Annotated in this window: 19 protein-coding genes; 8 read left to right on the top strand and 11 right to left on the bottom strand. The window is 70.9% G+C overall.

What is annotated here, in order from left to right; all coding sequences use genetic code 11:
- Positions 1-199 precede the first annotated feature (199 nt).
- The 3 genes from ACWDR3_RS38000 (at position 200) to ACWDR3_RS37990 (ending at position 9,275) form a co-directional block, all read left to right on the top strand.
- Positions 200-5,296 carry a hypothetical protein gene (locus ACWDR3_RS38000; RefSeq protein ID WP_450357147.1) on the top strand — a complete coding sequence of 1,699 codons (5,097 nt, stop codon included), beginning with the start codon at positions 200-202 and terminating at the stop codon, positions 5,294-5,296.
- A 13-nt stretch (positions 5,297-5,309) separates the two neighbouring features.
- Positions 5,310-8,651 (top strand): right-handed parallel beta-helix repeat-containing protein, encoded by a 3,342-nt coding sequence (locus ACWDR3_RS37995; protein WP_450357143.1) that lies wholly within the window; start codon positions 5,310-5,312, stop codon positions 8,649-8,651.
- Between the two features lie 108 nt (positions 8,652-8,759).
- Positions 8,760-9,275: a hypothetical protein gene (locus ACWDR3_RS37990; RefSeq protein ID WP_450357142.1), complete on the top strand. Its 516-nt coding sequence runs from the start codon at positions 8,760-8,762 to the stop codon at positions 9,273-9,275.
- On the opposite strand, the gene ACWDR3_RS37985 is transcribed toward ACWDR3_RS37990, so the two are convergent.
- Positions 9,244-10,875 carry a CocE/NonD family hydrolase gene (locus ACWDR3_RS37985; RefSeq protein WP_450357141.1) on the bottom strand — a complete coding sequence of 544 codons (1,632 nt, stop codon included), beginning with the start codon at positions 10,873-10,875 and terminating at the stop codon, positions 9,244-9,246. The two genes, ACWDR3_RS37990 and ACWDR3_RS37985, sit on opposite strands and share 32 nt — an antisense overlap.
- 90 nt (positions 10,876-10,965) lie before the next feature.
- Here ACWDR3_RS37985 and ACWDR3_RS37980 point away from each other — a divergent pair, with 90 nt between their 5' ends.
- Complete coding sequence (locus ACWDR3_RS37980) at positions 10,966-11,595, top strand: TetR/AcrR family transcriptional regulator (RefSeq protein WP_450357140.1); 630 nt, start codon at positions 10,966-10,968, stop codon at positions 11,593-11,595.
- Here the strand turns inward: ACWDR3_RS37980 and ACWDR3_RS37975 are convergent.
- On the bottom strand, positions 11,588-12,895 hold the full coding sequence (locus tag ACWDR3_RS37975; RefSeq protein ID WP_450357139.1) for an MFS transporter: 1,308 nt from the start codon (positions 12,893-12,895) through the stop codon (positions 11,588-11,590). The genes ACWDR3_RS37980 and ACWDR3_RS37975 overlap by 8 nt on opposite strands.
- A 377-nt stretch (positions 12,896-13,272) precedes the next feature.
- Positions 13,273-14,286: a M28 family peptidase gene (locus tag ACWDR3_RS37970; protein ID WP_450357138.1), complete on the bottom strand. Its 1,014-nt coding sequence runs from the start codon at positions 14,284-14,286 to the stop codon at positions 13,273-13,275.
- Between the two features lie 139 nt (positions 14,287-14,425).
- Here ACWDR3_RS37970 and ACWDR3_RS37965 point away from each other — a divergent pair, with 139 nt between their 5' ends.
- Positions 14,426-15,112 (top strand): TetR/AcrR family transcriptional regulator, encoded by a 687-nt coding sequence (locus ACWDR3_RS37965; RefSeq protein WP_450357137.1) that lies wholly within the window; start codon positions 14,426-14,428, stop codon positions 15,110-15,112.
- Between the two features lie 114 nt (positions 15,113-15,226).
- On the top strand, positions 15,227-16,399 hold the full coding sequence (locus ACWDR3_RS37960; protein ID WP_450357136.1) for a prolyl oligopeptidase family serine peptidase: 1,173 nt from the start codon (positions 15,227-15,229) through the stop codon (positions 16,397-16,399).
- Positions 16,400-16,421: 22 nt separating this feature from the next.
- On the opposite strand, the gene paaE is transcribed toward ACWDR3_RS37960, so the two are convergent.
- The 8 genes from paaE to ACWDR3_RS37920 all read right to left on the bottom strand — a co-directional run bounded on the left by paaE (position 16,422) and on the right by ACWDR3_RS37920 (position 23,154).
- Positions 16,422-17,522, bottom strand: a complete 1,101-nt coding sequence (gene paaE / locus ACWDR3_RS37955) for a 1,2-phenylacetyl-CoA epoxidase subunit PaaE (protein WP_450357146.1) — start codon at positions 17,520-17,522, stop codon at positions 16,422-16,424.
- An 11-nt stretch (positions 17,523-17,533) separates the two neighbouring features.
- Positions 17,534-18,049 (bottom strand): 1,2-phenylacetyl-CoA epoxidase subunit PaaD, encoded by a 516-nt coding sequence (gene paaD, locus ACWDR3_RS37950; protein ID WP_450357135.1) that lies wholly within the window; start codon positions 18,047-18,049, stop codon positions 17,534-17,536.
- On the bottom strand, positions 18,043-18,873 hold the full coding sequence (gene paaC / locus ACWDR3_RS37945) for a 1,2-phenylacetyl-CoA epoxidase subunit PaaC (protein ID WP_450357134.1): 831 nt from the start codon (positions 18,871-18,873) through the stop codon (positions 18,043-18,045). Before paaC ends, paaD begins: the two co-directional genes overlap by 7 nt.
- 9 nt (positions 18,874-18,882) lie before the next feature.
- The gene (gene paaB / locus ACWDR3_RS37940) at positions 18,883-19,185 is read right to left on the bottom strand and encodes a 1,2-phenylacetyl-CoA epoxidase subunit PaaB (protein WP_450357133.1); all 303 of its coding nucleotides are present in this window, start codon (positions 19,183-19,185) and stop codon (positions 18,883-18,885) included.
- On the bottom strand, positions 19,182-20,168 hold the full coding sequence (gene paaA / locus ACWDR3_RS37935) for a 1,2-phenylacetyl-CoA epoxidase subunit PaaA (protein ID WP_450357132.1): 987 nt from the start codon (positions 20,166-20,168) through the stop codon (positions 19,182-19,184). Before paaA ends, paaB begins: the two co-directional genes overlap by 4 nt.
- A 102-nt stretch (positions 20,169-20,270) precedes the next feature.
- Complete coding sequence (locus ACWDR3_RS37930) at positions 20,271-21,122, bottom strand: 3-hydroxyacyl-CoA dehydrogenase family protein (RefSeq protein ID WP_450357131.1); 852 nt, start codon at positions 21,120-21,122, stop codon at positions 20,271-20,273.
- Positions 21,119-21,880: an enoyl-CoA hydratase/isomerase family protein gene (locus ACWDR3_RS37925; RefSeq protein WP_450357145.1), complete on the bottom strand. Its 762-nt coding sequence runs from the start codon at positions 21,878-21,880 to the stop codon at positions 21,119-21,121. The genes ACWDR3_RS37930 and ACWDR3_RS37925 overlap by 4 nt, the downstream gene beginning before the upstream one ends.
- Positions 21,881-21,930: 50 nt before the next feature.
- Positions 21,931-23,154: a thiolase family protein gene (locus ACWDR3_RS37920; RefSeq protein WP_450357144.1), complete on the bottom strand. Its 1,224-nt coding sequence runs from the start codon at positions 23,152-23,154 to the stop codon at positions 21,931-21,933.
- Positions 23,155-23,290: 136 nt separating this feature from the next.
- Here ACWDR3_RS37920 and paaI point away from each other — a divergent pair, with 136 nt between their 5' ends.
- Complete coding sequence (paaI, locus tag ACWDR3_RS37915; protein ID WP_450357130.1) at positions 23,291-23,713, top strand: hydroxyphenylacetyl-CoA thioesterase PaaI; 423 nt, start codon at positions 23,291-23,293, stop codon at positions 23,711-23,713.
- Positions 23,710-25,047, top strand: coding sequence for a phenylacetate--CoA ligase PaaK (gene paaK / locus ACWDR3_RS37910; RefSeq protein WP_450357129.1), 1,338 nt, complete (start codon positions 23,710-23,712; stop codon positions 25,045-25,047). The genes paaI and paaK overlap by 4 nt, the downstream gene beginning before the upstream one ends.
- Positions 25,048-25,211 lie beyond the last annotated feature (164 nt).

The following is a 25,211-nucleotide window of genomic DNA, read 5'->3' as shown; positions in this document are numbered from 1 at the left end:
ACGGTCACTGGTACCCGTCGGCGACCGAGCTGGGCAACGGTGACGTCATCTCCTTCGGCGGGCTGCGCGAATCGAGATCGAACTCGCACCGCCGCCCGCGCGGACGCCGGAGGTCGCGCCGGTCGACACCGACCCGGCAGCCGACGCGACCGGCACCGCGGCCACCGCCACCCGCACCCCCTGGTACGTCGACAACGGCATGCTCGGCGAGGCCGAGGTCACCCACGTCCCGCAGTGGGACGAGCAGCGGGCCGCCGATGCCGCCAGGACCGTCGTGGACGCGTTCCGCTTCGGACGCGATGTCCCCGAGTCGACCCGGACCGCCATCCGGACCGCCGTCGGGCAGATGCTGCACGAGTGGGGCGCCCAACCGGCCGGTTCCGCCGAGCACATGCTGGACGTCCTGCTCAAGGGCAAGCTGCTGGTGGCCGGCGAACGGCTGGTCTGGCTGCGGCCGTTGCTGGCCGACGTCACGGCCAAGGAGGTCGAGGACGGTCCCAAGGACGCGGTCCGCAAGTACGGGGTGAGCTTCAACTCGACGTCCTCGCAGCAGGCGAGGACCAGGATCGTGGCCCACTCCGGCGACATCGCGCTGTTCACCGGGATCAACGCCGGCTCGGCCGCGCTGTCGGCGATCGTGGTGGGCGCCCCGCAGTTCAGCGCCGACTCGTCGTCGAGCCGTACCACCGGCGACAAGCGGAACGTGATCACGGGCCGCAAGCTGTTCGTCAGCGACACCAGGGAGTTCACGGGCGGTGTCCGTTTCCGGATCTTCGTGGACGGAGCGGAACAGCGGCTCCGGGATCCGGCCCGGCCAGGCACGGTCGCGCGTGGACTGGGTGTCAACTTTCCCCAGAACTACGCGACTTCGAGCGAACCCCGGCCGGGTCCCCTGGGAGACGCGCACGACCCGCGGGGCACCGGCAGGCAGCGGCCCCGGCGGGCCGGCGAGGTGCTCAACGCGATCGATCTCACCGATCTGACCGCTGAGTTGCAGCGGAGCCTGCGGGGAGAGCAGCGCATGAACGCCCGGATGGCGCAGGATGTGGTCGCTAAGGCCCAGATCGTGCTGAACGAGCGCACCGCCCGCAACCGCGGCCGGTGGTGGCTGACGAGCGGTGACGCGACACCCAAGATCCGGGAGGGCCGGGACCTGCCGGGGGCCGGTCTGTTCACCGGCCATCTCCGGGTCCGGATGGCCGTGGAGAGTGTGCAGTTCCTCCAGGTGACGCCCATGGTGACCGTCCGCGACGACCTGGGCGGCGGTCTGTCGGCGGCGACCGGGCGCGGCGGCGAGAGCGCGGCCGCGCTCGGCGCCGGCTTCAACCTGGCGGGCCTGGTCGCCCCCGAACTGGCCCAGTCGCACGCGGGGTCCAGCACCAAGGGCATGGGCCCGCTGCTCAACGCCACGGTGGGCTTCAGCCGGAGCTGGGACTACAACGTCACCTCGCAGGCCCTGGCACACACCGTCCTCAACTCCACCGAGGACCACGCGCGTTACCGGACCGTGCTGCGGGTGACCCTGGACTGGAACTCCCGCACCCACCCGGATCTGCGGACCGTGACCAGCGCCGTGACCGCCGATCTGGGCGTGCCCTGGCGCAACGGTCTGGGAGCGGAGGACTTCGAGACACGGGTGCTGGGCGAGGTCCGTTCCCCGTACGTGACCACCCACGCGGCGGCCGCCAAGCTGTCGGCGGACGCCGACGCGCCCAGGGTGTGGGAGCCGCCCGTGGCCGCCCAGCCGCATGTGCGCGCGCTGCTGGACATCGCCGCGGTCGACTTCGAGTCGGCCGCGGCACCGCCCCGCCCCGACCTGTCCGCGCGGCCGTACGAGTCGCTGGCGCTCGCCACCCGCAAGGGCCTCGGATACGCGGTCGCCGGGGCGCTGCCGGGCGCGGAACTGGTCGAGGACGCCTTCCGCCGGAAGCTTCAGGAACTGACCGGACATCGCACCGGGTTCCTCGGCTGGTGGCAGCCGACGACCGGCCACCACCCGGTCAAGGGCGGGGCGGCGGCCGACAGCCGGCTCGCCACCTTCTTCGGCCGCCCTTCCCTCGAAGGCGACCTCAGCGCGCTCCTGGCCGGCATCAAGCAGGAGATCACCTACGACGGCCGCCGCTTCGAACTGGGCGTACGCGCCCACCTGTTCGAGCACCTCACGCACCGGCGGTACGACATGACGGTGAACGCCCGTGCCGCGGTGGGCGAGTCGGTGGCCGCAGGCCGGGAGACCAAGTGGTCGTTGGGTCTCGGCGGCGGCGCGGGCACCCGGGTCGGCATCGGTCCGCTGGTCCGGCTCCAGTTCGGCGGCTTCCGCATCCAGGGCAAGTACGCCCGCAGCGAGGGCGAGGGCTTCGCCGGCACCTCCAAGACGTATCGGCGCGTGGAGGACGTGAAGGAGGTGCACGAGCACGTCTACAACATCGTGTACGAGCAGACGCTGCGCCCCTTGGACGGCGGTGCCGGGACGACCGCGCAACACTGGTGGGTCGGGCGGGACGCGGACGTGGTCGCGCAGGTCGTGGTGCCCGCGCAGCATGTACGCGAGTCCCTGCCGGAGTTGCCCGGCGAGGGTGCCGTGCGCGAGGAGGGGCCCTCGGCGGCGGCCCCCGCGCCGACGGAGCCGCAGCGCACGCTCGACTTCCGTGCCGGTTCCTCCGGGCTGTACCCGGCGTTCCGCGTGATGCCGGAACTGGCGGAGCTGGCCGCGTCCCTGTACGCCGCGGTGCATCACCTGCCCGACGGATGGGGCCGGAGCTTCGCCGACATGCCGAAGGAGTTCCTCACGCCGACCCGGCCGGACCAACTCGCCGCGTACTTCGGCATGTTGACCGACAAGTGGGGGCACACCGTCGCGTTGCCCGAGCGCGACGGCTGGACGACCACGCTCACGCTCAGGCTGACGGTCGGCAACCCGCGTGAACTGCCGGGACTCGGGCGCGAGACCGAGATCGAGCAGTACTCGCAGGCGGTCAAGCGGCACACCGCCGAGCGCGGCAGGACATGGGGGGTGGGCCTGCAGGCCGGCCTCGGCCCGCAGATCCGGTTCGGCTCCGAGCGGAGCGACAGCGGCGAGGACGGGGGCGAGGGGACCGTGGAGAGCGAGCATCACGGCGCCGCGCCCGGTGGCCGCGTCACCCTCATGGCGAACGCCGGCATCGGCAGGGACTGGACCGCCTCGCAGGAGGTCAGCGACGGCTCAATCGAGATCACCCGGGCCACGTACGGCGGGGACAAGGTGACCTTCCGCACCGACCCCGTCTTCCACCTCACCGTGCACCGCCGCAAGGGCGGCCGGGTTGAGGAGCGGCACGCCGAACTGACCGTCGAGGACGGCATGGACCTGCTCGTCCCGGAACGCCGCGTCGAGGACATCGTCGTCGTACGACAGGACGCGCAGCGACCGGCTCCGGATCCGGCCGCGGCGGAGGCGACCGCCCCCGCACCCGTCCCCACGGCGAGCACCTCGGCATCCGTGCCCGCGCCACCGTCACGCGTCTACGTCAGCGACCGTCTCCCCCTGACCGCCGCGCACACGGAAGTCCTGCGCGCCGACGACGTGTTGGACACCATCGTGCGCCGGTTGCAGGCGCGCGGAGTCCTGCCCACCGGCCGCAATGCCGCCGGCGAGCGGTCGGTGTACGAGCAGCACGTCCTGCTGCGCGCGCTGCGCTCGGTCTACCGCTCCGAGGCGATGAAGGCGCAGACCGGCGCGCTGTTCGACACCGGCCTGTGGACCTGGCTGCCGATCCGCACCTTCGCCGGTGCCACGAAGTACCTGTGGGTGAACGTCACCGCCGAGCGGATGGACGAGGCACACAGCCACCGGTCGCGACCGGATGTCGACCTCACGCTGCGCGGCGAGTCCACCGGCGAGAAGAAGGAGGTGGAGAAGGTCAGCCGGAACGTCGGTGCCGGCGTCGCGGTCGCCGTCCGCGGCGGCACGCACGACGGCGAGACCTCCCACCAGGCGCACGGCGGCCTGGACTACGCGGGCGGCTGGCTCGGCAAGCTCGTCCGGGGCGAGGAGCGGCTCGCCAAGGACATCTCCATCTACCGTGCCAACGTCAAGGGCGGCACGGAGGAGTTCGAGCACGCAGTCCACTTCCGGATCGAGCTGGGCACGACCCGCGAGATGCCGGAGTTCCTCAAGCTCCTCGCGCTTCCCGTCACGGGTGCCTACGAACTGAGCGCCGCCGTGGCCAAGCGGTTCGGCGTCCGGGAGCCGCTGGACGGGGTCCGGTACGGCGCCCGGCCCTGGGACTGGCACGACAGCGGCGACAACGACCTCGTGGCGGGCGACATCAGGTTGATCGTCCCGAAGTACCTGACCACGCCGCGGGACGAGCAACCGGCCGCGTCCGAGCCGCCGTTCGTCCGCGCGCACGGCCGCTTCCTGGGCTGGGCGGACACTCCCGAGCATCGCGAGGGCCCTCACCAGGCGCTGCTGGAGAACCTGCACCCCTGGGACGTGCCGGCCGCCGCCGCGGTGCACCGGTGGGCCAAGGTGGCCGCGCACCGGGCGGGCCACGAGACGCCCTTCGCCGAGGGGGACCGGCCGTGGGAGGTGCCGGGCATCGACCACACCACCACCGCGGGCCTGCGCTACATCCAGCGCACCAGCCATGCCCAACTCCGCCCGCACATCGAGGCGTTGCTCAGGGGCGACTACGAAGTGACGGTGGGCGGACGGAAGGTGACGGTCGGGTTCGAGCTGTCCGACGGCCGGTCGGTCACGCCCGCGACGGACAACCTCAAGCACAAGGCCCGCCGTTACCGGCAGGACGACGCCGACGAGGAGACGGTGGCCGAGCGGTCCAAGGGCTGGTACCACGGGGTCGGCCCGGAGGGCGGCGGCACGGCCGCGAGCGACGTGACCCTGCTCGGGCGGATGCCGTTCGAACGTACCGTGCTCAACGACGAGAAGCTGTCGGCGGCGATCGCGGAGACGGACGAGAAGAACAAGGAGGGCACCCGGAATTTCCGCTACTACCGCTTCCACGTGCGGGTCGTCCTCACTCCCGCGGATCATCCGGGCCGCGAGCTCCGGGTGGACGTGCCCGGTGGCCTGGTGGCAATGTTTCCGCTTGCCGAGGACGGCACGCTCGCAGGCGACATACTCCGACTGCATCCGGAGCTGTTCCGGCGGGCCGAGCCCCCGGACGAGCCCGTCGCACGGAGCGCGGCGCCGGAGCCGCCGCCGCTCAAAACGACCCCGTCGGTCGCCGACAGGATGTTCGCCATCCTGACGGGCGACGCGCCCCCGCAAGCAACCAGCAGCACCGAAAACTGAGGAGGACCGGCCCGTGGCACGCCAGCTTCTGACCGTAGGCCAGGACGGCACGGGCGAGTTCCGGACGATCGGAGAAGCACTGGCCCGGGCTCATTCCGGCGCCGTGATCAGGCTCCTGCCCGGGAGTTACGCCGAGGCGCTGACCGTTCGAACCCGGGTCACGCTCGTCGCCGAGGGCCCCCGCGGCTCGGTGCGGATCGAGCCGGTGCGCGGCAGCGCGATCACTCTCGCCGCCGACGCGGTGATGCTCACCGATCTGGTGCTGCGGGCCGGCGAGGGCGACCTCCCGGTGGTGGACGCGGTCCGCGGTCAGGTCGCGCTGGACGGCTGCGAGGTGATCGGCGGCGGCTGGACGGCCGTACTGAGCCGGGCCACCGGATCGCTGGCGATGCGCAACTGCCGGGTCACCAACCCGGTCGGGGCCGGCATCGTGGAGACGGCCGCCGCGGGCAGCATCATCGAGGACTGTGTGGTGGAGCACCTGGGCACCTCGGCCGTCGTGATCAGCGAGGGCGGCCGGGCCACCGTGCGCGGCTGCACGCTGCGGGACGCGCGCGGCAACGGCCTGCTGGCGAACGGCAGTTCACGCGGGTCGGTGGAGGACTGCGAGATCTCCTCGACGGACAAGCCGGCGCTGGCACTTGAGGGCGGCACTTCCGTGTCGGTGGCGCGGGTCGAGGTGCACGGCGGCGCGATCGGTGTGTACGTGGCGAGTTCGGCGCGGGTCGCGCTGGACGACATCCGGGTCGACGGCACGACCGGGCACGGCTTCGTCGTGGCGGCGGGCAGTGATCCGCAGGTGCGCTCGTGCAGTGGCGTCCGCACCGGTGGCGGCGGGCTGGTGATCACGGAGCGGTCCCGCGGTACGTACACGGACTGCGAGTTCACCGGTGCGGCCGAACCGGGCGTGCACGTGGGCGAGTCGAGCGCGCCGGTGCTGGTCGGGGTGCGGGTCGCCGACTGCGCGGGCATCGGGGTGCAGGTGGTCGACGAGGCCGCCCCGGAGTTCGACCGGCTGACGGTCGCCGACACCGGCGGCATCGGGGTGTCGATCCGCTCCGGCGCGAACCCCTTGCTGCGCCGGGCGTTGATCACCGGCAGCCGCGGTCCCGGCGTGCAGGTCGCCGAGGACGGCCGTGGCCGGCTGGAGGACTGCACCGTCGAGTCGGCCGGCGGCCATGGCCTGCGGACCGAGGGGCACGGCAATCCGCATGTCGGCAACTCGGTGATCCGCGGCGCCGGCAAGTCCGGGGTGTCGGTGGGCGCCCGCGGCCTCGGCTCGCTGCGGGACTGCGAGGTGACCGACTCGACCGACACCGGTGTGAGCGTGGAGGACGGCGGCGAACTGGCGCTGATGCGGCTGCGGGTGACGGGATCCGGCAAGCACGGCGTGCAGGTGGCCGCCGGTGCCCGGGCCACGCTCAACGGCTGCGAGGCCTCGGAGAACGGCGGCGACGGCATCCGGATCGACAGCGGTGAGCAGGTCTCGGTGACCGCGTGCGCGGCCCGCGCCAACAAGGGTGCGGGGCTGCGGGCCGGCAAGCCGGGACCGCGGCTGACGGTGTCCGAGCTGACCAGTGCGGACAACCGCAAGGCGGACGTCTGGCCGGGCGCGGCCCCGGGCAGTGAGACCACCTCCGGGGGTGGCGAGGGAACCGGTGAACCCGCGGAGCCAGAAGGGCCGTTCGCCGAACTCGACGCCCTCGTCGGTCTCGCCGGTGTCAAGCACCAGGTCAACACCCTGGTGAACCTGGGCCGGTTGGCGCAGCGCCGGGCCGAACTGGGCATCCCCGCACCGCCGATGAGCCGCCATCTGGTCTTCGCGGGCCCGCCCGGCACCGGCAAGACCACCGTGGCCCGGCTCTACGGTTCCATCCTGGCCGACCTCGGCATGCTGTCCTCCGGGCACATCGTCGAGGTGTCCCGCTCCGACCTGGTCGCCCAGGTCATCGGCGGCACCGCGATCAAGACCACCGAGGTCTTCGAACAGGCCCTGGGCGGTGTCCTGTTCGTCGACGAGGCGTACACCCTGCTGTCGGACAGCAAGGGTTCGGGTGCCGACTTCGGCCGGGAGGCGATCGACACCCTGGTGAAGCTGGTGGAGGACCACCGCGACGAGGTCGTGGTGATCGTGGCGGGTTACTCCAAGGAGATGCAGGACTTCCTGGCCGCCAACCCGGGCCTGGCCTCCCGCTTCACCCGCACCATCGACTTCACCAACTACTCGGTGGACGAACTGGTCACCATCACCGAGAACATGTGCGCCTCGCACCGCTATGTCCTGGACCCTTTGGCGCTCCAGGCTTTGCATCTGCACTTCGGCCGGATGCGGCGGGACGCGACCTTCGGCAACGGCCGTGCCGCGCGCCGGGTGTTCGAGGAGATGGTGGACCGGCAGTCGTTCCGGCTGGCCTCGCTGCCCGAGGCGACCGAGGCCGATCTGCTGCTGATCCTGCCCGAGGACGTGGGCGAGGCGGAGGCGGCCGAGGTACGCGGCGGCGGCCAGGCCGCGCCCGGCGACTCCGACGTGCTCGCCCGGCTGAACGGCATGATCGGCCTGGGCGCGGTCAAGCGCGAGGTGCGCGGCATCCTGGACCTGCTGACCACGACCCAGCAACGGCAGGCGGTGGGTCTGCCCACCCCGAAGGTCAGTCACCACCTGGTCTTCTCCGGCCCGCCCGGCACCGGCAAGACCACCGTGGCCCGTCTCTACGCCGACCTCCTGCGCTCCTTCGGAGTGCTGCCGCGCGGCCAGCTGGTCGAGGTCGCGCGGGCCGACCTGGTGGGCCGCTACATCGGCCACACCGCCCAACTCACCACCGAGGCCTTCGAGAAGGCCCTGGGCGGGGTGCTGTTCATCGACGAGGCGTACACCCTCACTCCGGAGAACGCGCCGCAGGACTTCGGCCGGGAAGCGGTCGACACCCTGCTGAAGCTGATGGAGGACCACCGCGACGAGGTCGTGGTGATCGTCGCCGGCTACCCGCACGAGATGCGGCGGTTCCTGGAGTCCAACCCCGGCCTGGCCTCCCGCTTCTCCCGTCATGTGCGGTTCGAGGACTACTCGACGGCCGAACTGCTGGAGATAGTCAGGGAGATGACCGTCGGCGCCGGCTACAAGTGCGCCCCGTCCACCTTGACGGCCCTGCACGCCTACCTGGACGGTCTGCCGCGTGACCGCTCGTTCGGCAACGCCCGGTTGGCCCGGCAGTTGGTCGAGTCGATGATGACCCGGCAGGCGGGCCGTCTCGGCAGCATCGCCAGCCCGGACCTGGAGGCCCTGACCCTGCTGCTGCCGCAGGACCTCCCCCACACGGAGGACCAAGGCGCCGAAGCCGGCCGACTCGTTCCGTAGTATCGAGCGAATCAGGCTTGCAGCAGTAACTGCCGTCGCCCTCACAGGTGGCGACATTCAGGAAGGGTTGTGAGCGTTATGTCCGAAACCACCCCTGGGGTTTCCGGGTTGACTTCGCAGTACGCCGCTCAGGTGGCCGGGGATCTGGAGAGCAACCTCAAGGAGCAGGAGCGCGTCGGCGCCGACATCGCCGCTCTTCAGGAGCAGTTGGCCACGCTGCAGCAGGATCATGCGGTGCTGACCAACGTACAGACGGCACTCGGCGTCACCTCGACCGCCAAGGCGGCGGCGCCCTCACCTCGTAAGAAGGCCGGCGCAACTGCTCGTAAGGCCGCGGCGAAGAAGGGCTCGGGCGGCTCGGCGAGTGCTCAGCCGACGCTGGTCAGCGTCATCCGCGAGTTCCTGAAGGCCGAGGGCGAGCCGCGTTCGGCGGCCGAGATCACCACCGCGCTCAGTGAGCGGCACCCGGACCGGACCATCAAGACGACCGTGGTGCGTACCACCCTCGAAGGGCTGGTCGCCAGGAGTCATGTGCAGCGGACGAAGCAGGGTTCGTCCGTCTTCTACACCACGCCGGAGGTGTCGGGCCCGGTCACCGTGTCGCCTTCGGCACAGGAAGAGTGAGCACCGAGCCGCCGAGACCCAGGCGATAGGTGACAGTGGCGAAGCCCCCAGGTGTGTCCGTCCCGGGGTTGCGGGCGAAGCGTGGGTAGGCGCCGCCGCTGAGTTGCAGCCGCAGTCGGTGGCCGGTGCCGAACCGGTGGGCGCAGGCCCCCAACTCCAGCCGGACCGTGGTGACTTCGCGCGGGGCCCGGCGCAGTCGGGCGAAGCGTTCGGTGACGACGTGCGAGTGACCGCGCCGGTCGACGTCGCACAGTCGGACGAACATGTCCGCGTGCGGGTGGTCGAGGGTGAGTTCGAACTCGGCGGTGGGTGTGCCGATGACGTCGACGGGGTCGGTGAGTGGGTCGGTGGTGAACGTGAGGACGTCCGGGCGCTGTTCGAGGTCCTTGTTGTCGACCGTGGCCGACTTGGTGGCTATGTGCCGGCCGCCCACCGCGGGGGTGGGGTCCGCCGGGTCGTAGCGGAACCCGACCGCCCCCTCGTCCGGGCGCGGGCCCAGGCCGCCGTCCCGTCGTGGCCACAGCGTCCGTTCGGTTCCGGGCGGGGGCCAGTCGGGCAGGTCGAGCCAGGTCCGGGCACCGGTGTGGTGGATCCGCACGGGAGCTTCGGCGGCCGTCCTGTCGCCGGCCAGGTGCCGGTCGAGCCAGCGCAGCAACTGCGGGTCCATGACCCGGGCCGCCTTGGCCGCGGTGTCCATGTGGGTCCATGGGCCGATGGTCAGGGTGACGGACTGGTTGTGCCGGCGGAGCGTCTGGTACTGGTGGACGGTCTGGTCGAGAAAGACGTCGTGCCAGCCGCCGACCAGCAGGACCGGTACGTCGGCGTGGTCGAGCGCCGAGTCGGCCCGGTAGTCGGTCCAGAACGGGTCGTCCGCGTCGGGATGGTCGAGCCACTCGGCGAACCAGTCGGCCGCGTCGCCCTTCAGCACCGAGGCGGCAGCGGCTTCGGGGGTCAACTCCCCCCAGGCGGCGGCCAGTTGCCGACGCGCGGCCAACTGGGCGCGCAGTCCCCGCAGTCCGCCGTCCCCCTGAGCCCCGACCGTCGCGCTCCAGGTGAGGAAGTCGGAGAGGGCGAGAGCGCCGGTGCCGTAGAGCGCCTTCTGGATGTCGTGCGGGCCCACCGCGACGACCGCGCCCCGCAGTTCCGGTGGCGGATCCTGCAGCAGGGTCCACTGGGCCCAGCCGGAGTAGGACCCGCCGAACGTCGCGAGCCGTCCGTCGAACCATCGCTGGGTGCGCAGCCAGGCCACGGTGTCCTGCGCGTCCTCGGCCTCCTGGACGAACGGCCGCAGGGTGCCCGTCGATCCGGCGGTGCCGCGGACGCTCTGCACCAGGACGTCATAGCCGCGGGCGGCCAGCATCCGGCCCTGCATCCAGTTCACCGGAACACCACGGCCGTACGGGGACCGGATCAGTACCGTGCCCCTGGCCTCCCCGTCGGGCATGTAGTGATCGGTGAGCAGTTCGGCGTCGTCACGGGTCGGCACGCGCAGCGCCGAGCGGACGCGATACCGGGTACGGGCCGGAGGCAGTCCCATGACCTTGGTGTGGAGTGCTCCCAGTGCTCGGGCGAGCGGGCCGGCAGGTCTGGATGCCGCCATGGACTTCTCCCCTCGACCATCATGTGGAGAATATATCTCCACTTCTTCATGCCGGGAAGCCCTGGACGGCGACCTTGCCACAATGGGTTCGTGAACGACGTGTCAGCACAGGACCGGGGTCGCCGCGGCAGACCCAACTACGACCGCGAATCGATTCTGGACATCGCGGTCGAGGTGTTCAACGAACGCGGTTACGACGGCACCGGCATGGAAGAACTGGCCAAGCGGCTCGGCTTGAGCAAATCCAGCATCTACCACCATGTCTCCGGCAAGGAGGAGCTGCTCGGACTCGCTGTGAGCCGGGCCTTGGACGCCCTGTTCGCCCTCCTCGACGAACCCGCAGCCGCCGCGCTGGGGCCGACCGCCCGGCTTGAGCACATCGTGCGCGGCAGCGTGCGGGTTCTGGCAGCCGAACTGCCCTATGTGACGCTGTTGTTGAGGGTGCACGGGAACAGTGCCACCGAACAGCGAGCACTGAAGCGCAGGCGCGAGTTCGACCACCGCGTCGCCGAGCTGGTCGTCCTGGCGGCGCGGGACGGAGGCATCCGCGCGGACATCGATCCGCATCTGGCGAGCCGGCTGATCTTCGGCACGGTCAACTCCCTGACCGAGTGGTACCGGCCGGACGGTGACCTTCCCATGCCGGTCCTCGCCGATGCGGTGACCTCGCTGGTCTTCGACGGGCTGCGGTCCCCCGGCCCGCGGAGCGCCGCTACGTGAGGTCGGCCCGTTCCCTGCGCATGAGCACCCAGACGCAGGCGAGGCTGATCAGGGTCACCCCGGTGAGATAGACGGTGATCGGCGTGGTCGACTTCCAGTTGTCGTACAGGGCGGTGGCGACGGTCGGGGCGAGGCCGCCGCCGAGGATCGCGCCCAGTTGGTAGCCGAGCGAGGCCCCGCTGTAGCGGATCTCGGCCTTGAAGAGTCCGGAGAACAGCGCGGCTATCGGGCCGTAGACCAGGCCCATGAACACCGCCGTCACCAGCAGTGCGAGCAGGATCAGCGGCGATTTCGCGGTGTCGACCAGCGGGAACAGGATGACCGCGCAGCCGACCAGGCCGACGGAGCCGACCATCAGCACTCCGCGCTTGCCGTTGCGGTCCGAGTAGGCCGAGGCCCAGGGGATGACCACCAGCCACACGAACGAGGCGATGAGGGTGAAGGTGAGGATGAGGTTGCGGTTCAGTCCGAGCCCCGCGGTCGTGTAGGCCAGCAGATAGGCCATGAAGATGTAGCCGACCGCGTTGATCCCGATGAAGGCACCGGCGGACAGGCCCACCTCGCGCCAGTTCTCCCGCACCACGACCAGCAGGGGCATCCGCTGCTCGGACCTGGTCTGCTTGACCGCCTCGAAGTCGGGGCTCTCGGAGACGGTCAGCCGGATCACCAGACCGGCGATGACCATGACGGCGCTCGCGAGGAACGGCACCCGCCAGCCCCAGGACAGGAAGGCGTCACTGCTGAGGTTGGTGGTGAGTCCGAGGAAGACCAGGTTGGCGATGATGAGCCCGCCCGGCACACCCATCTGCGGGAAGCTGCCGTAGAAGGCCTTCTTGCGGTCCGGGGCGTGTTCGACGGCCATCAGGACCGCGCCGCCCCACTCGCCGCCGACCCCCAGACCCTGGATGAAACGCAGGGTGACCAGCAGGACCGGCGCCCAGACGCCGATGGTGGCGTAGGTGGGCAGCAGGCCGATGCCCACCGTCGCGAGACCCATGGTGAGCAGGGAGATCACCAGCATCGACTTGCGGCCGACCCGGTCACCGAAGTGACCCATGACGATGCCGCCGATGGGCCGGGCCGCGAATCCGACCGAGTACGTGGCGAACGAGGCCAGGGTGCCCGCCGCCGGGGAGACGGTCGGGAAGAACAGCGGCCCGAACGCGATGGCCGCGGCCATGCCGTAGATGAAGTAGTCGTACCACTCGATGGCCGTTCCGATGAAGCTGGCCGTGGCCACCCGCAGCGGACGGACCCGCTGTGGCGTGACCGCCTCGGACAGATTTCGGTCGATGGTCACTTTTGTCTCCTGACAGGGTGAGCGGTGCCGCAGACGCTGTTCAACGGGGCTTGGGGAGAGGAATGCGCGCCGAAGCGAAGGGTCACGGGGTGGGTGAACCGGCAGCGCCAGTACTGACCGACGGAAGGCGGGGACACGGTGGCGCCCGGGCCCTTCCAACCGGCTGAAGACCAACCGACCGAACGATTGGTCGTTTGGTGATTGGTAAGTAAAGGGAGCCGTGCACCCGGTGTCAAGGGAGCTGTACGGATGGAATTTTGCCCACGAAAGACCGTGCCCAGGGCAACCGTTGAACGTCTCCCCTTGACACCTCGGCCGTCACAGGACTCACATGTCCCGCGCCCTCGGTCGGCCCGGCGGTTTGCCAGTGCACATGGTCAGACCCAGTTCACCGCGGTGGTGGCGGTGGCCGCGACGACCGCGGCCAGACGTCGGAAGTCGAGTGTGTCGGTGACGTCGGTGGGCCGGTGGTAGTGGGGATTCCGGAAGTTGGCCGTGTCCGTCAGCATGAGCGCGGGGATCCGGCGGTTCCAGAAGGGCGCGTGGTCGCTGCGGCCCAGGTGGTTGGCCGGCGGGACCGCCAACCCGATGAGCATGCCCAGGAGTCCGTCGGGCCTCGGGTCGCGCAGCAGGATGCTCGGCAGCGCGGCCGAGGTCGCGGCGGCGGCCCGCTCCCAGGACCTGGCGGCGGCGACGGAGGTCCTGCGGTGGACGACGAGGGCGAAGTCCCCCCGGGAGTCATTGGCCTTGGTGGCCGCGGCGGCCGCGGGGAAGGCGGTGGCGAAGCCGGCCGGGAGGCTCTGGGTGTCGGGCTCGTCCACGAAGTAGCCGACCGATTCGAGGCAGATCATCCCCAACACCCGCTGCCGGTAGGTGAGTTGACGCGCGGCATGCTGCGCCCCGATCAGGCCGAGCTCCTCCATGTCGAACACCGCGAGGGTCACCGAGGGCGCGACGGGCAGCCGGCCCAGCAGGCGTGCGATCTCCAGTACGGCGGCCACTCCTGACGCGTTGTCATCGGCGCCCGGACTGCCCTCGACACTGTCGAGGTGCGCCCCGATCACCACGGTGGCGGTGTTGTCGGCTCCGGGCAACGACGCGACGAGGTTGGCCCCTTGGAGCCGTCGGTGCAGTCGCGGCTTCAACGCGAGCGCGCGGTGGCCCTGTTGGTCGGTCGCACCGAGCCGCCAGCGCAGATCGAAGGGCTGCCGCTCCACCTGCCAGCCGGCCGTGGCCAACTCCTCGGACACATACGACTCGGCGCGCATCATGAGGCCCGGATCCCGGCGCCGGCTGCGTGGGTGGGCACTGAGGAACTCGACATCACGACGCAGACGTGCCGCGTCCACGAACGGCTCGAACTCGCTCACAGCTGCTGGGTCGTGGGTCACCGCTACTCCGTGGATTAACTGGCTTCGCACAAGCGGGGTTCCCCGGTGCGCGCCGTCGCGCCAGGATGCGGCGATCATATCCGGGGCGCCTGACCGGCGGTGATCACTGGGGTGTGATCAACGGGGTTACCATACGGTTATGACTGAGAGTTCCCGGGGAAGTACGCCGCCGGAAGACGGCCGCCCCTTGAGGCGGGACGCCGCCCTGAACCGGGAACGGATTCTGCACGCCGCCCGCGAGGTCTTCGGCCGGCACGGGCTCGGGGTCACCCTCGACGACGTGGCCCGCCATGCCGGAGTCGGTGTCGGCACGGTGTACCGCCGCTTCCCCACCAAGGAAGCACTGGTGCGTGCCCTGTTCGAGCAGGACCTGGCCATCCGGCAGCAGTCGGCCGAGGACGCGCTCGCGCAGCCCGACCCCTGGCAGGGCCTCGTCGACTTCCTCATGCTGATGACGGCCGACCTCGCCGAGAACCGCGGCCTGCACGAAGTGATCATGCTGGGCAGCCACAGCTCCGCGCCCCTGGAGACCGCGCGCGGTGGGATGCTCCCCTTTCTCGAGGAGCTGATCCGCCGGGCCCAGGAGAGCGGGCAGCTGCGCGAGGAGGTCCATCCCTCGGACATCCCCGTCATGGTGAACATGCTGAGTCAGGCCTCCCAGTTCACCCAGGGCAAGCGGCCGGACATCTGGCGCCGTTACATCGAGATCCTCCTCAACGGCCTCAGGCAGCGCCCCGACAATCCGCCGCTGACCACCCCCTGCCTGGGCAATGAACTGGTCGAGCAGCTCATGGGACTGGCCAGACCCGCGCCGGAACCCGAGTAGCGAGCCAGCGCCGGCGCCCGCCACCGGATGGGCTACGCGCACCCCGCACGCACGCCCCGGCGGCCATACGTTCTCTAAGCGGAAGCCTTTACTCCGCTCAGAGAAGGAGCTCACATGGTCGCGCGCAGCACATGCGGCGTGGTCGCGGGGATCGCGCTGCTGGGTCTGGGAGCCACGGCGTGCTCCTCCGGAGGGTCCACCGCGCCCACCCGGACCGCGACGGCCGCCGCCCTGGCGAAGACCGGCGCCTGCCCGCAGTCCGCCGGCACGGACCGGTCCACCGAGGCGTCCAGCGCGGCTCCCAGCGGCAGTTCCCCCGCGACGATCCTCGTGGCCAAGACGGTCAAGCAGACCGACACGAGCACCAGCACCGTCGTCACCCCGAGCGGCCCGCAGATCGAGTGCGGCAGGACCGAGGTGACCCTGCGCCAGGACATCACGTACGCGTCCCCCACGGCCGACGGCAAGCGGCTCGACCTGAAGCTGGATCTCCAGGTGCCCGAGACGTCCGGCAAGAAGCCCCTGGTCGTCTACATCACCGGCGGCGGCTTCGTGATGGCGGACAAGTCGGCCAACCTCGGCGAGCGCACCTACGTGGCCGAGCAGGGATACGCCGTCGCGAGCATCCAGTACCGCACGACGACGACAGGATCCACCTACAAGGACGGCGTCGCCGACGTGAAGAGCGCCATCCGCTATCTGCGCGCCCACGCCGGCGAGTACGGGATCGACACGACCGAGGTGGCTGTCTGGGGCCAGTCGGCCGGCGGGTATCTCGCGGCCATGGTCGGCGCGACCAGCGGGACGAAGGACTTCGTCTCGGGGGACGACCTCGACGAGAGCAGCGATGTCCAGGCCGTGGTCGACGAGTTCGGCGCCTCGGACCTCGCGAAGATCGCCGACGACTTCGACGCGGCGACCAGGGAGCAGGACCTGGCCCCCGGCAGCTTCCTCAACGCCTATGTCTTCGGCCCCGGATCCGAGAAGACCGTCGTCACGGACCCGGCCGCGAACAAGGCGGCGAACCCCGCCACCTACCTGAGTCCGACCTCAGCCCCCTTCATCCTGCTCCAGGGGGACAAGGACCGGATCATCTCCCCCAGCCAGTCGCTGATCCTGCTGGACGCCCTCAAGGCCAAGGGAGTCGAAGCCACGCGCTACGTCATCAAGGGCGCCGACCACGGGGACATGTCGTACCTCGGCGACCCGAAGGCGGGGCTGCCCTGGTCCACGCAGGAGGTGATGGGCATCATCACCGGGTTCCTGGACCAGAAGCTGCGCAAGTGACCGCCCTCGGTGTGCGCGGCCCTCAGCTGTCGTAGTCGACCGTCACCTTCTCGGACACCGGGAAGGACTGGCACGTCAGCACATAGCCGGCGTCCACCTCGGCGGGTTCGAGGGCGTAGTTGCGGCGCATGTCCACCTCGCCGTCCGTGATCCGCGCCCGGCAGGTGCCGCAGACCCCGCCCTTGCAGGCGAACGGGAGGTCGGGGCGGATGCGGGCGGCGGAGTCGAGCAGTGTGCTCTCGCGGGAGAGTCCGGCGGTGGTGGAGCGGCCGTCGAGGGTGACGGTGACCTCGCTGACCGGCCCGCTGAGCACCTTGTCCTCGTGGTGGACGGGCTGCGGCGGCTCATCGGCGTAGAAGAGCTCCTGGTGGACCCGTTCGCCGGGCACCTCCAGGGTGGCGAGGACCTGTTGGGCGTCGAGGACCATTCCGTGCGGGCCGCACAGCCACCAGTGGTCGACGCCCTTGACGTCGACCAGGCCGTCGACGAGGGCGGCGAGGCGGTCGCCGTCGAGGCGGCCGGAGAGGAGGTCGGCCTCGCGGGGTTCGCGGGAGAGGACGTGGGCGAGCTGGAAGCGGGTGCGGTACTCGTCCTTCAGGTCGGCCAGCTCGTCGGCGAACATCACCGTGTCGGTGCGCCGGTTGCCGTAGAAGAGCGTGACCTGGGAGCGGTCGTCGGCGGCCAGGACCGACTCGGCGATGGACATCATGGGGGTGATGCCCGAGCCGGCCGCGATGAGCACATGGTGGCCCGGCGCGGTGAGGTCGGGGGTGAAGACTCCGATGGGGGCCATGACCTCGACGGTGTCGCCCGCCCTGACCTCGTGCACGAGCCAGGAGGAGAAGAGCCCTTCGGGGACCTCCCGGACGCCGATGCGCGGCGGTGCGCCCGCCGGCGAGCAGATCGAGTACGAACGCCTCTCGTCGCGGCCCTCGACGTCACGGCGCAGGGTCAGCGACTGGCCGGGGCTGAAGGCGAACTCGTCCGCGAGCGCGTCCGGAATCTCGAAGCTGACAGCGACCGCGTCCTCGCACAGGCGCTCCACCGCGGCGACCCGCAGCGGGTGGAACGCCGCCCGGCGCCGACGCACGGTCGTCGCGGGGGCACCGGCGGTCGGTGTCATCACCTCTGCCATCAGATCTCCTTGACGTACTCGAACGGCTCCTGGCAGCTGCGGCAGCGCCACAACGCCTTGCAGGAGGTGGCCGCGAAGCGCGAGGTCTCCTCGGTGTCGACCGAACCGCAGCGCGGGCAGGGGATCGTGCGCCGGGTCGGCGACAGGTTCAGCGGGACGGGGCCCGCCGAGTGCCTCGGGGCCGGTGTCGGCGGGGCGATGCCGTGCTCGGCGAGCTTGCGGCGCCCGGCGGCGGTGATCCAGTCGCTGGACCACGGCGGGTCCAGGACCGTACGGATCTCGACCCGGTCGAAGCCCGCCTCGCGCAGCCGCGCGTCGACGCCCGCGCGCATCTCGGCCATGGCCGGGCAGCCCGAGTAGGTCGGCGTGAGGCTCGCGACGACCGTCCCGTCGTCCTCGATCGTGACGGACCGCAGGACACCCAGATCGGCCAGGGTGAGCATCGGCAGCTCCGGGTCCGGCACCTGTTCGGCGAGGTGCCGGGCGCGTCGGACGTCGTCCAGGACGGTCACCATGTCGCCTCCGGGTGAGCGCGGGCGACACTCTGCAACTCGGTGATGAGCGGCCCGAGATGGTCGGTGTGCGCGCCCTGTCGGCCGGACCCAGGCAGGAACTCGGCCTGCGGCAAAGGGAGTCCGGCCGCGTCGAGGACCTGCCGGAGGTCTCCCAGCACGGCAGCACGCACGTCGTGCGCGGCGAACAGCTCTTCCCAGTACGGCGCCAGCGACTCCAGCGCCGCCACCATGCGCGCGTGCGACTCCTCCGTGCCGTCGCCCAGGCGCACGGCCCACTCGGCGGCGTACTGCCGGTGGTAGGTGAGCTCCTTGACGCCCTTGGCGGCGATGGCCGCGAGCACCGGGTCGGGCGCGGCGGACAGTTCGACGAAGTGCGCGAGGCGCCAGCAGGACAGCACCAGCAGCCGCACGATGGAGAACGCGAAGTCCCCGTTGGGCAGTTCGGCCAGGCGTACGTTGCGGAAGTCGTCGGCGTCGCGGAAGTAGGCGTAGGCGTCCTCGCCGCGCCCGGTGCCGTCGACCTGGCCGCAGCGCGCGTACAGCAGCCGGGCCTGGCCGAGCAGGTCGAGGCCGATGTTGGCGAGCGCGACCTCCTCCTCCAACTCCGGTGCCCGGGTGACCCATTCGGCCAGCCGCTGGGCCAGGACCAGCGCGTCGTCGCCCAACGCCGTGCACAGCGCGGCCAGTTCGACGGCGTCGACGCCCTCGGGGACGGTGGTGTCCACCCCGTGCAGCGGGTCCTCGAAGCCGGTGCCGAACGCCCAGCGGGCGTCGCTGTCGTCGTGCCCCTCGGCCAGGGTCATGTAGACGTGGTCGTCGCTCATACCCGGCTCCTAGATGTGCGGGACATCGTCGGGGATGTCGTAGAAGGTCGGGTGCCGGTAGACCTTGTCGGCGCTGGGCGCGAAGAAGGGGTCCTTCTCGTCGCGGGTGGAGGCGGAGATGTGCTCCGAGCGCACGACCCAGATGCTGACGCCTTCGTTTCGCCGGGTGTAGAGGTCGCGGGCGTGGGTGAGGGCCATCTGGTCGTCCGCCGCGTGCAGCGAGCCGACGTGGACGTGGTTGAGTCCGCGCTTGCCGCGCACGAACACCTCGTACAGCGGCCACTCGTGTTTCTTGTTCTGCGTGTCGCTCATGCCGCCGCCTCCTCGCGGGCCCGGGCCGCCTGCTTGGCGGCGTGGACGCTCGCGGCCTCGCGGACCCAGGCGCCCTCCTCGTGGGCGGACCGCCGGCGCTCCATCCGCTCGGTGTTGCACGGGCCGTCGCCGCTGATCACCCGCTTGAGCTCGGAGTAGTCGGGGGTGCCGTAGTCGTGGTGGCCGCGCTCCTCGTTCCAGCGCAGCTCGGGGTCGGGCAGGGTCACGCCGAGCTTGGCGGCCTGGGGCACGGTCATGTCGACGAAGCGCCGGCGCAGTTCGTCGTTGCTGTGCCGCTTGATCTTCCAGGCCATCGACTGGGCCGAGTTGGGCGAGTCGTCGTCGGGCGGACCGAACATCATCAGCGAGGGCCACCACCAGCGGTCGACCGCGTCCTGCACCATGTCCCGCTGCTCCTGGGTGCCGCGCATCATCGTCAGCAGCAACTCGTAGCCCTGGCGCTGGTGGAAGGACTCCTCCTTGCAGACGCGGACCATGGCGCGCGCGTACGGTCCGTACGAACTGCGGCACAGGGGAACCTGGTTGCAGATCGCCGCGCCGTCGACGAACCAGCCGATGACGCCGACGTCGGCGAAGGTGGGCGTGGGGTAGTTGAAGATCGAGGAGTACTTCTGGCGCCCTTCGAGCAGCCGCTCGGTCAGCTCCGACCGGTCGATGCCGAGGGTCTCGGCCGCCGAGTACAGGTACAGCCCGTGGCCCGCCTCGTCCTGGACCTTCGCGAACAGGATCGCCTTGCGGCGCAGCGAGGGCGCCCGGGTGATCCACTCGCCCTCGGGCTGCATGCCGATGATCTCGGAGTGGGCGTGCTGGGCGATCTGCCGGACCAGCGTCTTGCGGTAGCCCTCCGGCATCCAGTCACGCGGCTCGATCCGCTGGTCGCGTGCGATCGTCGCGTCGAACTGCGACTCCAGCTCCTGCACGGCGTCGCTGTCGGGTGACGCTGCTGCGTGTGCCGTGGCCATCACTACCACCTTTCCCCTACCGACCATTCGTTCGGTTCATCATACGGTGAACCCCCCACGGGCTGGCAAGCTCTGCGCCCCGGGTTCCGCGGATGCGGCCGTTCACCACGTGTAGAAGCCCTGTCCCGTCTTGTGCCCGAGTTCCCCGCGCGCCACCTTCTCGACCAGCAGCCGCGGCGGCGCGAACCGCTCACCGAGGGTGGCGTGCAGATACTCGGCGATGGCGAGCCGCACGTCGAGCCCGACGAGGTCCGTGAGCCGCAGCGGACCCATGGGGTGCTTGTAGCCGAGCCGCATCGCGTCGTCGATGGCCTCGGGCGCGGCGACACCCTCCTCGACCATCCGGATCGCCTCCAGCCCGAGGGCGAGACCGAGCCGGCTGCTGGCGAAGCCCGGGGAATCCTTGACGACGACGTCCTGCTTGCCCAGCGCCTTGGTCCACTCCAGTGCGGCCTCGACGGTGTGCGGGGCGGTGCCGGGGGCGACCACGATCTCGATCAGCGCGGAGGCGGGCACCGGGTTGAAGAAGTGCATACCCAGGAAGCGCTCGGGCCGGTCCAGTACGGCGGCGAGATCGGCGACCGACAGCGAACTGGTGTTGGTCGCGAGCACCGTCGTACCACCGACCGCTTCCTCGGCCGCCTTCAGCACACGCGCCTTGAGCGCGGCGTCCTCGGGCACGGCCTCCACGACCAGCTCGGTGTCCGCGTGCAGGTCACCGACCGTGTCCACGACGGTGACGCGCCGGATCACGCGCTCCGCGGACTCCCCGAGGTGACCGCGCTCCTCGGCCCGCCCGAGCCCGGCGCCGATCCGTTCCAGGGCCGCGGCGGCGGCCTCCGTCCCGCTCTCCACCACGGTCACCACCGAACCCGCGGCCGCGAAGGCCTGGGCGATCCCCGCGCCCATCCGACCACCGCCGATGACTCCGACGGTCTTGGGTGCCGAGGTCATGCGCGACTCCTTCGTTCGAGAAAGCGGGTCATACGGTCCTTCTTGTCCTGGCCCTCGAACAGCACGGCCTGGGCCAGGTCGTCGGCGACGGGGTGCGCGCCGGGCGAGTCGACGACGAGCTTGGTCAGCCGCAGGGCCGCGGCCGACTGGCGCGCCATCCGGTCGAGCAGCGCGTGCGCCTCTTCCAAGAGCTTCTCGGCCCGTACGACGTCCATGACCAGGCCCGTCAACTGTGCTTCCCGGGCGTCGAGTTGACGCCCCGCGAGCAGGATCTGCTTGGCCACCGACTCGCCGACCAGCTCGGGCAGCCGCCAGCAGGCACCGGCCGCGGCGATGATGCCGAGGCCCGGCTCGGGGTTGCCGAACACGGCGTCGGGGCCGGCGATCCGCAGGTCGCAGGCGTAGGCGAGTTCGGCGCCGCCGCCCAGGGCCCAGCCGTCGACGGCGGCGAGGGTCGGCATGGGCAGCCGCCGCACCCGCTCGAACAGGCGGCTGTTGATGCCCTGAAGGGCCTCGTCGCGACCGCGCTCCAGCAGTTCGGCGATGTCGGCGCCGCCCGCGAAGACACCGCCGTGGCCGGTCAGCAGGAGCAGCTTCGGGTCGCGCTCCAACTGCTCGCACACCTGGTGCAGTTCGGTGATCATGCGGCCGCTGATGGCGTTGCGAGCCTCGGGGCGGTGCAGGGTGACGACGACCCGGTCGGCGCGTTCCTCCACCAACAGGGTCTCGTAGGAACGGAGTTCGGACTCGGCCGCCATACCGGCTCCATCGTGCGTGGCCGTCGTACCCGTGCCACCGTTCGTGGCCGTCATACCCGCTCCACGAGCAGGGCGACGCCCTGGCCGACGCCCACGCACAGGGTGGCCAGGCCGCGGCGGCCGTTCTCCCGCTCCAGGCGGCCGAGCAGCGTCAGCAGGATGCGGGCGCCGGAGCAGCCCAGCGGATGGCCGAGCGCGATGGCGCCGCCGTCCGCGTTGACCTTGTCCTCGTCCAGCTTGAGCCGGCGGACGACCGCCAACGCCTGGGCGGCGAACGCCTCGTTGAGCTCCACGGCGTCCAGCTCGCCGACCTCCCAGCCGGCCAGGGCCAGGGCCTTCTCGCTGGCCGGTACCGGGCCAAGGCCCATGAGGTTGGGCTGTACGCCGGCCGACGCGGAGGCGACGATCCGCGCGCGGGGCGTGAGCCCGTAGCGGTCGACCGCTACGGCACTGGCGACCACGAGTGCGGCGGCGCCGTCGGAGAGCGGTGAGGAGGAGCCCGCCGTGACGATGCCGTCCTTACGGAAGACGGTCCGCAGCGAGCCCAGCTTCTCCAGCGTGGTGGCGGGGCGCGGGCCCTCGTCCCGGGTCACCTCGCCGTCGCCCACCGGGACCGGCACGATCTCGCGGTCGAAGCGGCCCCCGTCCCGGGCGGCCACGGCGCGCTGGTGGCTGCGCAGGGCGAAGGCGTCGGACTCGGCGCGGGTGATGCCGTCCAGGGCGGCGACCTCCTCCGCGGTCTCCCCCATGGTCAGCGTGAGCTTGGTGGTCTGCGGGTCGGCTCCCGCGGGCACGGCCCGGTCCGCGGCGGTGAAGCGCGGGTTGGTGAACCGCCAGCCCAGCGCGGTGTCGTGCACCTGGCCCGGCTTGGCCCAGGGCGTGCCGGGCTTCTCCATCACCCAGGGCGCCCGGGTCATGGACTCCACTCCCCCGGCGACCACGAGGTCCGCCTCGCCGGCACGGATCGCCTGGGCGGCCGAGGCCACGGCGGTGAGGCCCGAGGCGCACAGGCGGTTGACGGTGTAGCCGGGCACGGTGTGGGGGAGCCCGGCGAGCAGCACGGCCATCCGCGCCACGTCACGGTTGTCCTCGCCCGCCTGGTTGGCGGCTCCCAGGATGACCTCGTCCACGGCCTCGCCGGGGACGCGGGAGCGGCGGACGGCCTCGCCGACGACGAGGCCCGCGAGGTCGTCGGGGCGTACGGAGGCCAGGGCGCCGCCGTAGCGGCCCTGCGGGGTACGGGCCCCGTCGACGAGATAGACGTCGGACATCAGGCGGGCTCCTCGGCATCGGTGAACGGGGGCGGCTGGGTGGCCTGCGATCCGCCTCTTGACATGCAGGGGTCTTGCTGGATTACTTGGCCGTGTCGCACGCTAACCGAATGTTCGGTCGGTCCACAAGGTGGTGGAAATGACGACCCAGGCACCTGGCCCCGTAGAGCAGATGTTCGCCGCGGATCAGGCATCACGCCGGCTCGGGATCGAGCTGGTGAAGTACGGCGAAGGGACCGCCGTACTGCGGATGACCGTGACGCCCGCCATGGTCAACGGACACGGGATCGCCCATGGCGGTTACCTGTTCCTCCTCGCGGACTCGGCCTTCGCCTGCGCCTGCAACAGTCACGGACCCGTGACCGTCGCCGCGGCCGCCGATGTCGACTTCATCGCCCCCGCGCACGAGGGCGACGTCCTGGTGGCCACCGCGCGCAAGCGCATCCGGTTCGGCCGTAGCGGCATCTACGACGTGAGTGTCCTGCGCGGTGACGAAGTGATCGCTGAGTTCCGCGGCCGCAGTCGCACCCTCCGCAGCACACAACATGAGGAGCCGCAATGAGCAGCGAAGTGATCACGCCCCTGGGGGCCCGCCGCGGGGACCCGCTCCCCGAGGCACTCCTCGACGACGCCGAGCGGATGTCGCGCGAGGAGGTCAGGGCGCTCCAACTCACCAGGCTGCGCACGACGTTGCGGCACGCCTACGACCATGTCGAGCTGTACCGCAGGAAGTTCGACGCAGCCGGGGTGACCCCCGAGGACTGCACGTCCCTGGAGGACATCTCCCGCTTCCCGTTCACCACAAAAGCAGACCTGCGGGACACCTACCCCTTCGGCATGTTCGCCGTGCCCATGGACCAGGTGCGGCGCGTGCACGCCTCCAGCGGCACGACGGGCCGCCCGACCGTGGTGGGTTACACCGAGAACGACCTCTCGATGTGGGCGGACGTGGTGGCCCGCTCCATCCGCGCCGCGGGCGGCCGCCCCGGCCACAAGGTCCATGTCTCGTACGGGTACGGCCTGTTCACCGGCGGACTGGGTGCCCACTACGGCGCCGAACGGGCCGGCTGCACGGTGATCCCCGCCTCCGGCGGCATGACCGCGCGCCAGGTGCAGATCATCCAGGACTTCAAGCCCGAGATCATCATGGTCACGCCCTCGTACATGCTCACCCTGCTCGACGAGTTCGAGCGCCAGGGCGTCGACCCCCGCTCCACCTCGCTCAGGGTCGGCATCTTCGGCGCCGAGCCCTGGACCGAGGAGATGCGCCGCGAGATCGAGGAGCGGCTGGACATCCACGCGGTCGACATCTACGGGCTGTCCGAGGTGATCGGCCCGGGCGTCGCGCAGGAGTGCGTGGAGACCAAGGACGGACTGCACGTGTGGGAGGACCACTTCTTCCCCGAGGTGGTGGACCCGCTGACCGACGAGGCGCTGGCCGACGGCGAGAGCGGCGAACTGGTCTTCACCTCGCTCACCAAGGAAGCGCTGCCGATCATCCGTTACCGCACCCGGGACCTGACGCGGCTGCTGCCCGGCACCGCCCGGCCCGGCTTCCGCCGGATCGAGAAGATCACCGGGCGCAGCGACGACATGATCATCCTGCGCGGGGTGAACGTCTTCCCCAGCCAGGTCGAGGAGATCGTGCTGCGCACGCCCGCGGTGGCCCCGCACTTCCAGATCCAGCTCAGCCGCCGCGGCCGGATGGACCACATGACCGTCCATGTGGAGGCGCGGCCCACCAGCGCGCCCGCGCAGCGCGAGGCCGCCGTCAAGGACATCACTCGGGGCATCAAGGACGCGATCGGCGTGAGTGTCGAGGTCGCCGTCGTCGACCCGGAGACGCTGGAGCGGTCGGTGGGCAAGCTGCGCCGCGTCAAGGACATGCGCGACTGAGCACCCGTACGGGTCCGGAAAGCGGCTGCCCCCAAGGGCGTTGAGGGCAGCCCCGCCGTGGTCGGTGGCGACAGCTGTCGCCACCGATAGGGATAGCGGGGGGTTGGGTAATAGTGTTTTTGTTGAGGGTAATTTAGGAGTGTTAGGCGGAAGATTAAAAGAGA

The organism is Streptomyces sp. NPDC001002 (genome assembly GCF_053599215.1).
The sequence above is the reverse complement of the archived record's forward strand: the minus strand, read 5'-3'. Positions and strand labels throughout refer to the sequence as shown.